Consider the following 13,866-nt stretch of genomic DNA (forward strand, 5'->3'; position numbering starts at 1 on the left):
GGTTAAAGGGCAAGTTGCTCATTTTTGCGGCTGGGGACGCCGCTGCCGCCAGATCCAGAAGCCGAGAAGCGGCACGGTGATGAGCGCAAAGCCATACCAGGTGATGGCATAGCCCAAATGGTTGTTGGGGAACTGCACGACGGTGCGGCCCGCCTGGGGCAGTTCGCCGGGCTTGCCCTCGAAGAGATCGAGATAGACTGGGGCGACGGGCCCCTCCTCTCCCGGCACGGATTCGGCGAGCCGTGCCGTGTCGCGCACCCATTCGATGCGTCCCGCGACATCTGCGGCGGGGGTGAAGAGATTGGCCTCTTCGGAAAGCCGCGCGAGGCCCGAGACGGTCGTTATTCCGGTCGGCGCGGGCTGATCGAGAAAACGAGGGCCTTCGGCCTGTGGCACGAAGCCCCGATTGACCATGACGACACCACCGGTTTCGAGCGCCATCGGGGTCATCACCCAATAGCCGGGGCCGGAGAGCCGCCCCCCGCCGCCCTCGAGACTGGTGAAGACGAGTACCGTGCCGGAGCCGATGAATTCGCCCGTGACCGTGACGGGCCGGTAATCGAGGGCGGCGAAATCGGTCGTGGCCCAGGCCTCGGCAGGCGCCAGCGGTTCTGGCGGCAGATCGAGCCGCTCCTCGACCGCCGCGATCAGCGTTTCCTTTTCGGCGAGCCGCGCCATCTGCCAGTTGCCCAGCAGGACGAAGCAGAGAAGCAGCCCCAGCATGAGGATGATGAAGGCCCAGAAGGAAATCGGGGCTCTGGAGGCGGTCTGCGTCACTCGCTGCGCCCTTCCTGTGCATCATTGTGGAACTGAAGGGCGATCATCACGCCCTTGAAAGGCCGCAGCAGGGCGAGGCAGAGCAGCACCGTCCCCGGCAGCCAGAGGGCCAGGTGCATCAGCGGGTGGAGGTGAAAGATCGCCTCGGTGACCATGGCGAGCGCGATGATGGCGAAGCCGGCAACGAAGATGACGAAGATGGCCGGGCCATCGCCACTGTCGGCAAAACCGAAATCAAGACCACACCGGGAGCACCCGGGCGCGACGGCCAGAAAGCCCGAGAAGAGCGGCCCTTCCCCGCAGCGCGGACAGCGGCAGAGTAGGCCGGCCCGGATCGGATTGGGCGTCGCGGCTTTCGTCATTTCGAGGGCTCCAAAAGCAGATGGGGCGCGAGCCATGTCGCGCCCCATCGGAAGGGATTAAGTGAGCCGCCGCCCTAGTGGCTGAGCGGCACGCCCCAGGCGCCCCAGATGTAGATCGAGGCGAAGAGGAAGAGCCATACCACGTCGACGAAGTGCCAGTACCAGGCCGCGAACTCGAAGCCGAGATGCTTCTGCTGGGTCAGTTGGCCCATCTGTGCGCGGATGAGGCAGACGATGAGGAAGATGGTGCCGATGAACACATGGAAACCGTGGAAGCCGGTCGCCATGTAGAAGGTCGCGCCATAGATGTTGCCGGAGAACGAGAAGCCGGCATGGGTGTACTCGATGATCTGCACGATGCTGAACAGCACGCCCAGGGCCACGGTGAGGATGAGACCCCACTTCAGACCCTTGCGGTCGCCTTCGAGCAGGGCGTGGTGCGCCCAGGTGACGGTCGTGCCCGAGGTCAGAAGGATGATGGTGTTGAAGAGCGGCAGGTGGAAGGGATCGAAGACCTCGATGCCTGCCGGGGGCCAGACACCGCCGGTCGCTGCGACGCGGCCGGGCTGCTCGACATCGTCATAGCGGAAGAACATGTCGAAATAGGCCCAGAACCAGGCCACGAAAAACATCACTTCCGAGGCGATGAACAGGATCATGCCATAGCGGTGATGGATCTGGACGACCGGGGTGTGGTCACCGGCCTGGGATTCCTTCACCACATCCGCCCACCAGGCGTACATGGTGTAGAGCACGCCGGCGAGGCCGATGAAGAAGACCCACGGCGTCCAGTCCTGCATCCAGGCAATGGCGCCGATCGCCATTACGAAAGCAGCGACCGAGCCCACGAAGGGCCATGGGCTCATCGGGACGAGATGATAATCGTGATTCTTGGTGTGAGCGGCCATTGGGGTCAGCGTCCCTGATTGTCTGATGCGTAGAACGTATATGAGAGCGTGATCTCGCGAACCGTGTCGAGCTCCCGATTATCGGCCAGGTCGGGATCGACGAAGAAGGTCACGGGCATTTCGACCTCCTCACCCGGCTGCAGCGTCTGCTGGGTGAAGCAGAAGCATTCGATCTTGTTGAAGTAGATCCCGGCCTTGTCGGGCGTCACGTTGAACACCGCCGTGCCGGAGATCGGACGATTGGTGAGGTTACGCGCAACGTAATTGACCGTTTCAACGGTGCCGATCTGGTCGGTGATCGGGCGCGACGGCGTCACCGTCCAGCTGAGGTCGCGGTCGACGTTGGAATCGAAGCGAACCGTCATGACGCGATCGATGACCCCGCGGGGGTTGCCGTCGGCGCGCTGGGTCGTGCCGCCGAAGCCGGTGACCTGGCAGAAAAGCTGGTAGAGCGGAACCGCCGCATATGCCATGCCGCCCATTGCTACGACCATGCCGACGCACATCAGCGCGACGCGCGTGTTGTTCGGGCGGGCAGGCGTCGTGGGCAAGGTCTGGTCGGTCATGAGGCTTCCTCAGAGCGGACGGTTGAAGATGGCGGGTCCCATCTTCACGACCGTCAGGACGTAGAACAGCAGCACGGCCGCGCCCAGGACGAGGGCGAGCGCGAGCGAGCGCTTGCGGCGGCGGGCGAGGCGCTTTTCCTCGGCCTCCATTTCAGCGGGCGTCATCAGAGGACCCCCAGGCTATGCATCGCGTAATCGGTGATCAACGCGAGGAAGATGATGAAGAGATAGCTCAGCGAGTACGTGAAGAGCTGACGCGCCGTGCGCCGCATCTGGGTATCCGCCCCCGTGCGATAAAGCTTAACCGCAAGCCAGAGGAAGGACGCGCCGGTGACGACGGCGACGCTCGTGTAAAGCCAGCCGGCAAAGCCGAGCACCTGGGGCGCCAGCGTCGAGGCGACGAGCAGCACCGAGTAAACGAGAATCTGGACCTTGGTGGCCTGCTCGCCCGCGACATTAGGGAGCATCGGCACGCCGGCCGCGCCGTAGTCGCCCTGCTTGTAGAGCGCAAGCGCCCAGAAATGCGGCGGGGTCCAGAGGAATACGATAAGGAAGAGGACGAAGCCCTCGAGGCTCACCCCGCCCGTCACCGCCGCCCAGCCCACCATCGGCGGGAAGGCGCCGGCGGCCCCGCCGATCACGATGTTCTGCGGCGTCGAGCGCTTCAGCCACATCGAGTAGACGACGGCGTAAAAGAAGATGGTGAAGGCAAGAAAGCCCGCAGCGAACCAGTTGGTCGCGAGCCCGAGGGTCACCACCGAGAAGAAGGAGAGAACGAGCCCGAGTGTCAGGGCGTCGTCGCGCTCGACCCGTCCGGAGGGTATGGGACGGTTGGCGGTCCGGCTCATGACCGCGTCGATATCGCTGTCATACCACATGTTGAGCGCGCCGGACGCGCCGCCGCCGAGGGCGATGCAGAGAATGGCGATCGCCGCAACGACGGGGTGGATTTCGCCGGGGGCGAGCAGCAGGCCGATCAGCGCCGTGAACACGACGAGCGACATCACCTTGGGCTTGAGCAGGGCGAAATAATCGCCGACGCGTGCGCCGCCCATGGTGGTCGTCCGGATATGGTCGTCGGCGAGTGCCAAGGTCTGCTCTTTCCTTGTCGTGTCGGGCGGGCCGCGGCGCGGCCCGCCTGGGTTCGTTCAGCCGATCAGCGAATGCGCGGCAGGGTCTCGAACTGGTGGTAGGGCGGCGGGGAGCTCAGCGTCCACTCCAGAGTGGTCGCGCCCTCGCCCCACGGATTGTCCGCGGCCTTGCGCTTGCGACGGGCAGCTTCGACGAGCACGATCAGGAAGATCACCACGCTGAGGAAGGTGATGTAGTAGCCGATCGAGGACACCCGGTTCCACAGCGCATAGGCATCGGGATAGTCGATGTAGCGGCGCGGCATGCCGGCGAGCCCCAGGAAGTGCTGCGGGAAGAAGATGAGGTTCACGCCGATGAACATGGTCCAGAAATGGATGTTCGCCAGGGTCTCATTATACATCAGCCCGAACATCTTGGGGTACCAGTAGTACCAGGCCGCAAAGATCGCGAACACCGCACCGAGCGAGAGCACGTAGTGGAAGTGCGCAACCACATAGTAGGTGTCGTGCAGGGCACGGTCGGCACCGGCATTGGCGAGCACGACGCCCGTCACGCCACCCACGGTGAACAGGAAGATGAACCCGATCGACCAGAGCATGGGCGTGCGGAAGGTGATCGACCCGCCCCACATCGTGGCGATCCAGGAGAAGATCTTCACGCCGGTGGGCACCGCGATGACCATGGTGGCCGCAACGAAATAGCGCTGCACGTCGAGGCTGAGGCCAGTCGTGTACATGTGGTGCGCCCACACGATGAAACCGACGGCGCCGATCGCGACCATGGCGTAGACCATGGCGAGATAGCCGAAGACGGGCTTGCGCGAGAAGGTGGACACGATGTGGCTGATGATGCCGAAGCCCGGCAGGATCAGGATGTACACTTCGGGGTGGCCGAAGAACCAGAACAGGTGCTGGAACAGGACCGGATCACCGCCCCCGGCAGGATCAAAGAAGGTCGTGCCGAAATTGCGGTCGGTCAGCAGCATGGTGATGGCGCCGGCGAGCACGGGCAGCGAGAGCAGCAGCAGGAACGCGGTGACCAGAACCGACCAGGCAAAGAGCGGCATCTTGTGCAGCGTCATGCCGGGGGCGCGCATGTTGAAGATCGTGGTGATGAAGTTGATCGCGCCGAGGATCGAGGACGCACCGGCAATGTGGAGCGAGAGAATCGCGAAGTCCATTGCGGGCCCGGGCTGCCCCGAAGTCGAGAATGGCGGATAGATCGTCCAGCCACCGCCCACGCCCATGGCGCCCACCGGCCCCTCGAAGAACATCGACATCAGCAGGAGGATGAAGGCCGGCGGAAGCAGCCAGAAGGAGATGTTGTTCATGCGCGGGAACGCCATGTCCGGCGCGCCGATCATGATGGGCACGAAATAGTTGGCATAGCCGCCGATCATGGCGGGCATCACCATGAAGAAGATCATGATGAGGCCGTGGGCGGTGGTGAACACATTGTACATGTGCTTGCCACCGTCCAGGGCCGCCTCGCCCGAGGAGCCATAGACCATTGCCGCGAGGCCATGGAAGATCTGGATGCCCGGCTCCTGCAGCTCAAGGCGCATGAAGCCCGAAAGCAGGCCGCCCACGATGCCCGCGAAGATCGCGAACCACAGGTACATTATGCCAATGTCCTTGTGGTTGGTCGAATAGACGTAACGCCGCCAACCGGTGGGAGTGCCGTGGTCGTGGGCGTGAGCGTGGTCCCCCGCTCCGTGGGCCTGACCGTGCGCTTCCAGGTGAGAAGCCTCTGACTTGGCCATTTGAGCTATCCCTTTATGTATCGTCTCGTCGGCGACTCGATTGGAGCGAGCGCTATTAGGTGATGGGCTCGAGCACCGCATTGGCGGCAATCACGTTGCCGTTGCGCAGCGCCTCGATCCAGGCCGCATATTCGTCCTGCGTCACGACGCGAACGGCGATGGGCATGTAGGCATGGTCCTTGCCGCAGAGCTCGGAGCACTGACCGTAATAGATGCCGGTCTTGCGGGCGTGGAACCAGGTTTCGTTCAGCCGTCCGGGGACCGCGTCGGTCTTGATGCCGAAGGCGGGGACGGCGAAAGCATGGATGACGTCGGAGGCGGTCACTTCGACACGCACGGTGGTGTCGACCGGAACGACGAGCTCGTTGTCGACGGCCAGCAGGCGCGGCTGGTTCGGCTTTTCGGCCAGCCGCTCGGGCTCGCGGAGCATGGCGGAATCGAAGGCCTGACCTTCATCGACATACTCGTAGATCCAGTACCACTGGGCGCCCGTCGCCTTGACGGTGAGCTCGGGCGCGGGAACCTCGACTTCGCCGAAGCTGAAGATGTTGGCACCCAGATAGCGACGCTCGCCATCGGGAGTGGTCATCTGGTCGGTCAGAACGCCGAAGGACGGGATGGCGATCACGACGAGAATGAGGATGGGCGCAACGGTCCAGACCACTTCGATCAGGGTGTTGTGGGTGACCGAAGAGGGCTTGGGATTTGCCTTGGCGTTGAACCGCAGCACGACCACGACGAGGAGCGCCAGCACCAGAAGCGTGATCAGCGTGATGGTGATCAGCAGGATGCCGTTGTGGAAGGAAATGATGGAATCCTGGATCGGGGTGACCGAGGACATGAGCCCGATCTGTCCGGGCGCGGCATAGCTTTCGCCCGGCACGGCCACGGTCTGGGCCAGAGCGGCACCGGGCAGCGCCATGGCGGAAGCGGCCAGCACGGCCCCGATCGAGCGGATAATGTTTCCCGTCACCTTAAACCCCTTAAATCCCGCCGGGAGCCGGATCGCGATCCGCGCGCCCATTCCGAATCTGTTGTTGTCGGGGGCAGCTGCCCCTTGGCGACCCGAGGGCCGTCCGAACCGGACGCGGCCGAAACATGGCGAAGATGCGGCATGGGAAACGCCGCTCCGACTCGCCGCGGAGCGCAACTGGTCCTTGTGAGGTGACCTAAACCACATCCTTGGGCGCAAGGCAATTCAACTCGACCGGCACTCTGTGCGTCAAATTGTGCCCGGATCGGGGCGCAGGGGCTTGCCTCATCGCCGCCGCAGTTCTCTACTCTATGACATGGGCCGGGTCCCTCGCCTTTAGGCGCACGAGCCGCGCCGCCTGCCATTCTAGGAGTGCACAGTGAAGCCAGTGAAGTTCCGCCATCGCGCATTGCGCTCCCTTGCCATATTCGCCATGGCGGTTGCCGGCGCGACCCTCGCTGCGCCCGCGATGGCGCAGGGCGTCGTCCAGGCGCAGCACGGCGACTGGCAGATGAGCTGCGACACGCCTCCGGGCGCGAGCTTCGAGCAATGCGCGATCATTCAGAACGTGACGGCGGAGGACCAGCCCAATGTCGGGCTCTCCGTTATCGTGCTGAAGACCGCCGATCAGCAGGCGAGGCTGCTGCGGGTGCTGGCGCCGCTCGGGGTGCTGCTGCCCAATGGGCTCGGGCTCAATATCGACGGCACGGATCTGGGGCGGGTCGCCTTCGTGCGCTGCTTGCCCAATGGGTGCGTCGCCGAAGTGGTGATGGACGACGAGCTGGTCGCGCAGCTTTCGGGCGGGTCGACCGCGATCTTCGTCGTCTTCAAGACGCCCGAGGAAGGGATCGGCATTCCGGTGTCGCTGAATGGCTTCGAGGACGGCTTCGGCGCCCTGCCCTGAGCGCAACGGGGCAAAAAAAGGCCGGGCCCGAAGGCCCGGCAAGGTCAGGAAACTGGGCCGGCTCGGCCGACCCGGGAGATGGCACCGGGCCTAGCTGGACCGAAACCATGAGCGGGCCCGCACGGCACGCCGGGACGAAAATGTCTCGTTGAGGCTGCGCGGACGATTCCGAATGGCATCGCGAACATCCTCCCGGCTGAGGCCGAGATCTTCGAGACGCGCATCGTCGAGTTCGAGAAGGCTGAACAGCGCAAGGCGCTGGCGGCGCTCGGCGCGCACCTTCCCTGCCCATGCGAAGATGGATGCGAGGGGATGAGCGGGTGCAGCGGACGCGGCAGGCCGCTCGCTCGAAAGCAAGTAAGCCATTTCAGTCTCCAAAAAATGCGGGGCTCCGGGGAGGCGGAGCGGGCCGGGAAACGGTCTGCCCGTTCCCATGTCCAAGCGATAACGCTCTTGCGCGTCATTCGTCCAACAAATAGAATTCATCACTTGGATCAATTTACGTGATGGATAGGGGACATGGCCGCGCCGATCGACCTCGACCAGCTCCAAAGCTTCTGCGCCATCGCTGATTGCGGCAGCTTCACCGAGGCCGCGCGGCGGGTACACAAGACGCAGTCGGCGGTCTCGATGCAGATCAAGCGGCTCGAGGAGCGGCTAGGACATCCCCTGCTCTCTCGCGAGGGACGGACGGTGTCGCTGACCGATCATGGCGAGGCGCTTTATGCCCGGGCCCGCCGGATGCTTCGCCTCAATGCCGAAATTCTGGACCATTTCTCCGATGAAGATCTTTCGGGCTCGATCCGTTTTGGCGTGCCCGACGACTATGCGGTGAGGCTCCTGCCCGTCATTCTGTCGAGCTTCCAGCGCACCCATCCCCGCATCGCCGTCGATGTGCGCTGCCAGCCCTCCGAGGAGCTGCTCGAGGGCATGCGTACTGGGCGGTACGACCTCATCGTCTTCACCCAGGGCACGCTGCACGAATTCGGCGAGCTCTTTCGGACCGAAAAGATGTTCTGGGTCGCATCCCATGGCGGGGAAGCCCTTGCGATGGATCCGCTGCCGCTCGCGTGCGGACCGCAAATCTGCCATTGGCGGACCAACGCCATCGACATGCTCAACCGAGCCGGACGCGATTATCGGATCGCCTACACCTCGTCCAATGCCACGGCGATCGCGAGCGCCGTCCTCACCGATCTGGCGGTCGGCTTCCTGCCCGAAAGCGCGCTGCAGCCCGGCATGCGGATCGTGGGCGACGAACAGGGCCTTCCGCGCCTTCAGGACACGCAGATCGCCCTCATGCGGGCAAGCCACGCCTATGGGGGCATCTATGACGCGCTTTCCAACCACATCGTGGCCAGCATGGGCAATCTGGACGCCATAACCCCGATCGGGGATGCTGCGGAATAGCCTCGGGGCGGGGATCGCCAGTGCTAGAGGACGAATTCGGCGACCAGCGCCATAGTTAGCGCAAGGCCGACCCAGTGATTGGCCTTGAAACGCACGAGCGGATTGCCGGGACGCGCGGCATCGAGGGTCACCACCTGCCAGGCGAGAATGCCGACCGGCACCAAAGCGGCGATCACGAGGATGATCCCCCCACCCACCACAATACCCGCGCCCAGCCACAGCGCGACCGCGCCAGCGTAGAACAGCGCCACCATCTGGCGGGCACGCCGGCCGAACAGGCGCGCTGTCGATTTGACGCCGATCAGCGCGTCGTCCTCAATGTCCTGCAGGGCATAGATCGTGTCATAGCCGATCACCCATAAGATGGTACCGAGGTAGAGGAGCGCCGCGGGAAGTCCGAAGCTGCCCATGGTCGCAGTCCACCCCACGATCGCCCCCCATGAGAAGGCGAGCCCAAGGAAAAGCTGCGGCCACCAAGTGATCCGCTTCATGAAAGGATAGATGGCGACGAGCGCGAGGGAGGCGACGCCCAGCCCGATGGTGAGGGCGTTGAACTGGATGAGGATGACGAGGCCGACCAGCGACTGTGCGACCAGAAAATACGCAGCTTTGCGTCGCGACACCTGCCCGGAAGGGATTGGTCTCGACCGGGTCCGGGCGACCTTCATATCGATATCGGTGTCGACGATATCGTTGAAGGTGCAGCCGGCACCTCGCATGGCGATTGCGCCGATCAGCATCAGCACCATTGCCTGCCAGTCGAGCGGGGCACCGGCGATCGCAGCGAGCGCAATGGCAAAGGCGCAGGGCCAGAAGAGGAGCCAGAACCCGATCGGACGGTCCCAGCGGGCAAGCCGCGCATAGGGCTTCAGCCATTCGGGCGCACTGCGGTCCACCCAATTGCCGGCCTGGGCATCGGCCACGGTGCCGGGTCTGCGTGGGGTAGGCATGTCGTGTCCTTGTGCGCTAAATCGCCTGCGAGCTTATCGCCAGCCCGAGCCCCCGAGGCAAGATGCCCCGCACGTACAAATCCCTGCAGCGCCTCTATATCGATGCGCCCCTTCCCGGCGAGGCGCCCCTCGCCCTCGGGCGGGAGCAGTCCAACTATCTCGGCGCGGTCCTTCGCATGCGGGCGGGCGACGAGATCATTGCTTTCAACGGCCGGGACGGCGCCTGGCGCATGCGCATCATCGATCCGTCCAAAAAGGCCGTAACGCTCGAAGCCGTCGAGCAGATTGCTGCCCAGACGCCGGCGCCCGACCTCTGGTATGGCTTTGCGCCTCTCAAGACCGGCCGGCTCGACTATATGGTGCAGAAGGCGACCGAGATGGGCGCCGGGATCGTGCAGCCGGTGGTGACCCGCTACACCCAGGCGCGCAATACCCGGATCGAAAAGATCCGCGCCAACGTGATCGAAGCGGCCGAACAGTGCGAAGTGCTGAGCGTGCCCGAGGTTCGCGACGAGGTGCGCCTCGAAACCCTGCTCGCCGAGTGGGACGCCCAGCATGCCGAACGCATCTTGCTCTTTGCCGACGAGGCCGCCGCACCCGGCTCGCCCATCGACGTCATCGGGGCGTTTGCGGGCCGCCCGATCGGCCTTCTGGTTGGTCCGGAAGGGGGCTTTGCCGAGGAGGAACGCGAGGCGCTTCTGAAGCGTGAGTTCGTCGTGCCGATCAGCCTTGGCCCCCGCATCCTGAGGGCCGATACGGCAGCCGTCGCCGCACTTGCGGTCATTCAGGCAATCATCGGTGATTGGCGATAGAAGGGATTGCTTTCAACTTTTGCCCCGCTATTGTCCCGGTGAAAACCTACCGCCCCGGAGTCGCCATGCCTGGCGCCAAGCCCTCGCCCCAGATCGAATCCCGCGCCGACCTCATCGAGGCGATGGCGCGCGGCGCGAAGCCCAAGGACACTTGGCGCGTGGGCACCGAGCACGAAAAATTCGTCTTCTACCGGAAGGACAACTCGCCCGTTCCCTATGAGGGATCGAACGGCATTCGCGCGCTGCTCGAGGGCGTCATGGACCGCACGGGCAGCAGCCCGATCCATGATGGGGATGCACTGATCGGGCTCGAGCAACCCAATGGCGGCGGATCCATCTCGCTCGAGCCCGGTGGACAATTCGAACTTTCCGGCGCCCCGCTGCGGACCCTGCACGAGACGTGCGTGGAGACCAACCAGCATCTGAAGCTGATGCGGGCCATTGCCGAACCTCTCGGGATCGGCTTTTTGGGGCTCGGGGCCATTCCCACCTGGTCGGTCGCCGACATTCCGAAAATGCCCAAGAGCCGCTATGCGATCATGGGGCCCTATATGGAGAAGGTCGGCACGCTCGGCACCTCGATGATGTTCCGCTCGTGCACCGTGCAGGCCAATCTCGATTTTTCCGACGAAGCCGACATGGTCAAGAAGCTGCGCGTCAGCCTCGCGCTGCAGCCGGTGGCGACCGCGCTCTTTGCCAATTCACCGTTCATCGACGGCAAGCCCAGCCCCTATCTCTCGTTCCGCTCGCAGATCTGGCTCGATACCGACCCCGACCGCACCGGCATGATACCCTTTGCGTTCGAGGACGGGATGGGCTTCGAGCGCTATGCCGACTACGCGCTTGACGTGCCCATGTATTTCGTCGTGCGCGAGGGGCGTTACATCAATTGCGCCGGCGAGAGCTTCAGGGCGTTTCTCGGCGGGCAATTGCCGCAGCTGCCCGGGGAAAAGCCCACGATCAAGGATTGGGAGGATCACCTCTCGACGCTTTTTCCCGAAGTGCGCCTCAAGCAATATCTCGAAATGCGGGGCGCGGATGCGGGCCCCTGGCAGGAGCTCTGCGCCCTGCCCGCGCTCTGGACGGGGCTGCTCTATGACAGCGCGGCGCTCGATGCCGCGTGGGAGATGGTGAAGGACTGGACGGCCGAGGAGCGCGACGCCTTGCGCCGGGCCGTGCCGCGAAGCGCCATCCACACACCTTTCCGCAACGAGACAGTGGCCGATATCGGGGCCCGCATGCTCGAGCTTGCCCGAGGCGGCCTCGCTCGTCGGGCAAACCTCAACTGGGAAGGCGAAGACGAGACCATCTTCCTCGCGCCGATTGCCGAGACCCTCCGAACGGGCAAGACCGCGGCGGAGGATCTGGTCGATCTCTACAAAGGCGAATGGCAGGGCGACATTTCGCGCGTCTTCGAGCGCGCCGCGTTCTAGGCGGTCATTTCGTCTGTGCCGCGAAGACGCGGTTGCCTACCCAGGCGCCGATGATGATCAGCAGCACCGCCAGCACACTCCCCAGCAGCACCTCGGGCGAACCGAAATCGCCGCGGAAGATGGCGCGCAGCGCTTCGACGATGTGCTTGAAGGGATTGAAATCCGAGACGATCTGCAGCCAGCGCGGGGCCAACGTCATGGGCAGCAATATGCCCGAGAGCAGCAGGACCGGTAGCGCAAAGAAGTTTACCACCGGCGCAAAGCCGTCCTCGCTCTTGATGGCGAGCCCGGCGGCGTAGGAGATGAAGGCGAAGGCCGCGCCCAGTAGCGCAACCATGACGAGCCCGGCCAGCAGCGCCCAGATCGATACGCGCAGCCCCAGGAACCAGGCGGCTCCGACGAGGATCATCGCCTGCACAACCAGAACGATGACGTCCCGCAGCACGCGCCCTGCGATGAGCGCAGTGCGGCTCGCCGGCGTCACCAGCATGCGGTCGATCACGCCCGTGCGCCATTCGGCGATGATGCCGAAGCCGACGAACAGCCCTCCAAAGATGCCGAGCTGCACGAGGAGGCCCGGCACGAAGATCTGCCAGGAATCGCCCGGGGGGAATCCCGGGGTCTGGGCGACCTGCTCGAGGATGGGCCCGAAAAGGGTGAGATAGAGGATGGGTTGCAGGAGCCCGATCGCGACCCAGAGCGGCTGGCGAAGCGAGAGGCGCATGGCGCGGGTGAACACCACCCAGAGGTCGTTAAAGAAGGTCATGATCAACTCCTCAGTCGCGCAGCGAGCGCCCCGTCATGGTGAGGAACACATCGTCGAGTGTCGGCCGTTTCACCTCGACGCCGATCGGGGTGAGGCCGGCCTGCCCGAGTGCCGAAAAGACCTGCGGCAATGCCGTGCCGCCATTGGGCACGCGGAACCGGAGCACGGCGTCCTCGACTTCGGGCGTGTCCGCGCCATCCAGGCTGCCGGCGATGTCCGCCGCGCGCTCGGCCGTCTCGTGATCGGCAAAGCTGAGCGTGATCGTATCGCCCGAGACGCCCGCCTTCAGCGCCGCCGGCGTGCCTTCGGCGACGATCGCGCCATGGTCGATGACGAGGATCCGGTCCGAGAGGGCGTCGGCTTCGTCCATGTAATGGGTCGTAAGGAAGATGGTGGTGCCCATCCTGTCCCTCAGCCCCCGAATATGATCCCAGAGATTGGCACGGCTCTGCGGGTCGAGTCCGGTCGAGGGCTCGTCGAGGAAGACGAGGCGCGGCTCGTGGATGAGCCCCATGACGATATCGAGCCGCCGCCGCTGGCCGCCCGAGAGCGAGCCGCATTTGCGGTCCCAGACGTCGGCGAGGTCGAGCGCGTCGAGGAGCGCGCGACCGCGCCGTTCCGCTTCGGCCTTGCCGATGCCGTAGAGCCGGGCATGGCTGACGATTTCCTCGCCGGCAAGCGCGTTGGATGCGGTGGAGCCAGCCTGGGAAACATAGCCGATCCGCCGCCGAACGCCGACCGGATCGGCGCGGAGATCACAGCCGACGACTTCTGCGTCGCCCCCCGTCGGCTCGAGCAGTGTGCAGAGCATTTTGAGGGTCGTGGTCTTGCCAGCACCATTGGGGCCGAGAAAGCCGACGATCTCGCCTTCGCGAACGGTGAGGTCGATCCCGCGCACCGCCTCGACAGGCTTCCCTCGGGATTTGTAGGTCCGCTTCAGACCCTTCGCCACGATGATGGGCGCGCCGTTGCCAGTCGTCATGATGGTGAAACCGAAGGGTGGGAGATGCCGAGGAAGATAGCGTACACCCAAAAAGCCGCAAGGCCCCCACTTTCGTGGGAGCCCTGCGTCAGCGTTCTTGGAGGTCGCTTCTTATTGCCAAAGACGGTCGGTGCTTGGGGAATCCCGACCATCGTGCCGGACAAGTCAA

At 64.4% G+C, this 13,866-nt stretch carries 16 protein-coding genes; 4 read left to right on the forward strand and 12 right to left on the reverse strand.

The genetic code is table 11. From position 1 onward, the window contains the following. Window positions 1–18: 18 nt before the first annotated feature. The 8 genes from EMQ25_RS09910 to coxB all read right to left on the reverse strand — a co-directional run bounded on the left by EMQ25_RS09910 (window position 19) and on the right by coxB (window position 6,440). A complete protein-coding gene (locus EMQ25_RS09910; RefSeq protein ID WP_127188420.1) occupies window positions 19–777 on the reverse strand; it encodes an SURF1 family protein in 759 nt (252 codons plus the stop codon). Next, window positions 774–1,139 (reverse strand): DUF983 domain-containing protein, encoded by a 366-nt coding sequence (locus EMQ25_RS09915; RefSeq protein WP_127188421.1) that lies wholly within the window; start codon window positions 1,137–1,139, stop codon window positions 774–776. Before EMQ25_RS09915 ends, EMQ25_RS09910 begins: the two co-directional genes overlap by 4 nt. A gap of 74 nt (window positions 1,140–1,213) precedes the next feature. After that, on the reverse strand, window positions 1,214–2,047 hold the full coding sequence (locus tag EMQ25_RS09920) for a cytochrome c oxidase subunit 3 (protein WP_127188422.1): 834 nt from the start codon (window positions 2,045–2,047) through the stop codon (window positions 1,214–1,216). A 5-nt stretch (window positions 2,048–2,052) separates the two neighbouring features. Continuing rightward, window positions 2,053–2,613 carry a cytochrome c oxidase assembly protein gene (locus EMQ25_RS09925; RefSeq protein ID WP_127188423.1) on the reverse strand — a complete coding sequence of 187 codons (561 nt, stop codon included), beginning with the start codon at window positions 2,611–2,613 and terminating at the stop codon, window positions 2,053–2,055. 9 nt (window positions 2,614–2,622) lie between these two features. After that, entirely contained in the window at window positions 2,623–2,778 is a 156-nt protein-coding gene (locus tag EMQ25_RS18195; RefSeq protein ID WP_192895654.1) for a hypothetical protein, read from the reverse strand. Beyond that, a complete protein-coding gene (locus EMQ25_RS09930; protein ID WP_127188694.1) occupies window positions 2,778–3,668 on the reverse strand; it encodes a heme o synthase in 891 nt (296 codons plus the stop codon). Before EMQ25_RS09930 ends, EMQ25_RS18195 begins: the two co-directional genes overlap by 1 nt. 101 nt (window positions 3,669–3,769) lie before the next feature. Beyond that, a complete protein-coding gene (gene ctaD / locus EMQ25_RS09935) occupies window positions 3,770–5,467 on the reverse strand; it encodes a cytochrome c oxidase subunit I (protein WP_127188424.1) in 1,698 nt (565 codons plus the stop codon). Between the two features lie 55 nt (window positions 5,468–5,522). Then, the gene (gene coxB / locus EMQ25_RS09940) at window positions 5,523–6,440 is read right to left on the reverse strand and encodes a cytochrome c oxidase subunit II (protein WP_244606546.1); all 918 of its coding nucleotides are present in this window, start codon (window positions 6,438–6,440) and stop codon (window positions 5,523–5,525) included. Window positions 6,441–6,873: 433 nt separating this feature from the next. On the opposite strand from coxB, the gene EMQ25_RS09945 reads away from it, so the two are divergent. After that, entirely contained in the window at window positions 6,874–7,344 is a 471-nt protein-coding gene (locus EMQ25_RS09945) for an invasion associated locus B family protein (protein ID WP_127188696.1), read from the forward strand. A gap of 90 nt (window positions 7,345–7,434) precedes the next feature. On the opposite strand, the gene EMQ25_RS18045 is transcribed toward EMQ25_RS09945, so the two are convergent. After that, window positions 7,435–7,710, reverse strand: coding sequence for a hypothetical protein (locus EMQ25_RS18045; RefSeq protein WP_158626025.1), 276 nt, complete (start codon window positions 7,708–7,710; stop codon window positions 7,435–7,437). A gap of 153 nt (window positions 7,711–7,863) precedes the next feature. Here EMQ25_RS18045 and EMQ25_RS09955 point away from each other — a divergent pair, with 153 nt between their 5' ends. Further along, complete coding sequence (locus EMQ25_RS09955) at window positions 7,864–8,754, forward strand: LysR family transcriptional regulator (RefSeq protein ID WP_127188426.1); 891 nt, start codon at window positions 7,864–7,866, stop codon at window positions 8,752–8,754. A 23-nt stretch (window positions 8,755–8,777) separates the two neighbouring features. On the opposite strand, the gene ubiA is transcribed toward EMQ25_RS09955, so the two are convergent. After that, window positions 8,778–9,704 (reverse strand): 4-hydroxybenzoate octaprenyltransferase, encoded by a 927-nt coding sequence (ubiA, locus tag EMQ25_RS09960; protein ID WP_127188427.1) that lies wholly within the window; start codon window positions 9,702–9,704, stop codon window positions 8,778–8,780. A 62-nt stretch (window positions 9,705–9,766) separates the two neighbouring features. On the opposite strand from ubiA, the gene EMQ25_RS09965 reads away from it, so the two are divergent. Together EMQ25_RS09965 and EMQ25_RS09970 are read left to right on the forward strand one after the other, a co-directional pair. Next, the gene (locus EMQ25_RS09965; protein ID WP_127188428.1) at window positions 9,767–10,516 is read left to right on the forward strand and encodes a 16S rRNA (uracil(1498)-N(3))-methyltransferase; all 750 of its coding nucleotides are present in this window, start codon (window positions 9,767–9,769) and stop codon (window positions 10,514–10,516) included. 65 nt (window positions 10,517–10,581) lie between these two features. After that, window positions 10,582–11,949 carry a glutamate--cysteine ligase gene (locus EMQ25_RS09970; RefSeq protein ID WP_127188429.1) on the forward strand — a complete coding sequence of 456 codons (1,368 nt, stop codon included), beginning with the start codon at window positions 10,582–10,584 and terminating at the stop codon, window positions 11,947–11,949. Window positions 11,950–11,953: 4 nt separating this feature from the next. Here EMQ25_RS09970 and EMQ25_RS09975 read toward each other — a convergent pair whose 3' ends face one another. After that, window positions 11,954–12,715, reverse strand: a complete 762-nt coding sequence (locus EMQ25_RS09975; protein WP_127188430.1) for an ABC transporter permease — start codon at window positions 12,713–12,715, stop codon at window positions 11,954–11,956. Between the two features lie 10 nt (window positions 12,716–12,725). Then, the gene (locus EMQ25_RS09980; RefSeq protein ID WP_204569967.1) at window positions 12,726–13,697 is read right to left on the reverse strand and encodes an ATP-binding cassette domain-containing protein; all 972 of its coding nucleotides are present in this window, start codon (window positions 13,695–13,697) and stop codon (window positions 12,726–12,728) included. Window positions 13,698–13,866: the final 169 nt, after the last annotated feature.

Source organism: Arsenicitalea aurantiaca (assembly GCF_003994485.1).
GTDB lineage: Bacteria > Pseudomonadota > Alphaproteobacteria > Rhizobiales > Devosiaceae > Arsenicitalea > Arsenicitalea aurantiaca.

Bases quoted from the DNA above. Each gene is read 5' to 3' on its own strand.
- EMQ25_RS09915 (WP_127188421.1), bottom strand. From the start codon at position 1,139: ATGACGAAAGCCGCGACGCCCAATCCGATCCGGGCCGGCCTACTCTGC.
- EMQ25_RS09920 (WP_127188422.1), bottom strand. From the start codon at position 2,047: ATGGCCGCTCACACCAAGAATCACGATTATCATCTCGTCCCGATGAGC.
- EMQ25_RS09925 (WP_127188423.1), bottom strand. From the start codon at position 2,613: ATGACCGACCAGACCTTGCCCACGACGCCTGCCCGCCCGAACAACACG.
- EMQ25_RS18195 (WP_192895654.1), bottom strand. From the start codon at position 2,778: ATGACGCCCGCTGAAATGGAGGCCGAGGAAAAGCGCCTCGCCCGCCGC.
- EMQ25_RS09930 (WP_127188694.1), bottom strand. From the start codon at position 3,668: ATGGGCGGCGCACGCGTCGGCGATTATTTCGCCCTGCTCAAGCCCAAG.
- ctaD (WP_127188424.1), bottom strand. From the start codon at position 5,467: ATGGCCAAGTCAGAGGCTTCTCACCTGGAAGCGCACGGTCAGGCCCAC.
- EMQ25_RS09945 (WP_127188696.1), top strand. From the start codon at position 6,874: ATGGCGGTTGCCGGCGCGACCCTCGCTGCGCCCGCGATGGCGCAGGGC.
- EMQ25_RS18045 (WP_158626025.1), bottom strand. From the start codon at position 7,710: ATGGCTTACTTGCTTTCGAGCGAGCGGCCTGCCGCGTCCGCTGCACCC.
- EMQ25_RS09955 (WP_127188426.1), top strand. From the start codon at position 7,864: ATGGCCGCGCCGATCGACCTCGACCAGCTCCAAAGCTTCTGCGCCATC.
- ubiA (WP_127188427.1), bottom strand. From the start codon at position 9,704: ATGCCTACCCCACGCAGACCCGGCACCGTGGCCGATGCCCAGGCCGGC.
- EMQ25_RS09965 (WP_127188428.1), top strand. From the start codon at position 9,767: ATGCCCCGCACGTACAAATCCCTGCAGCGCCTCTATATCGATGCGCCC.
- EMQ25_RS09970 (WP_127188429.1), top strand. From the start codon at position 10,582: ATGCCTGGCGCCAAGCCCTCGCCCCAGATCGAATCCCGCGCCGACCTC.
- EMQ25_RS09975 (WP_127188430.1), bottom strand. From the start codon at position 12,715: ATGACCTTCTTTAACGACCTCTGGGTGGTGTTCACCCGCGCCATGCGC.
- EMQ25_RS09980 (WP_204569967.1), bottom strand. From the start codon at position 13,697: ATGACGACTGGCAACGGCGCGCCCATCATCGTGGCGAAGGGTCTGAAG.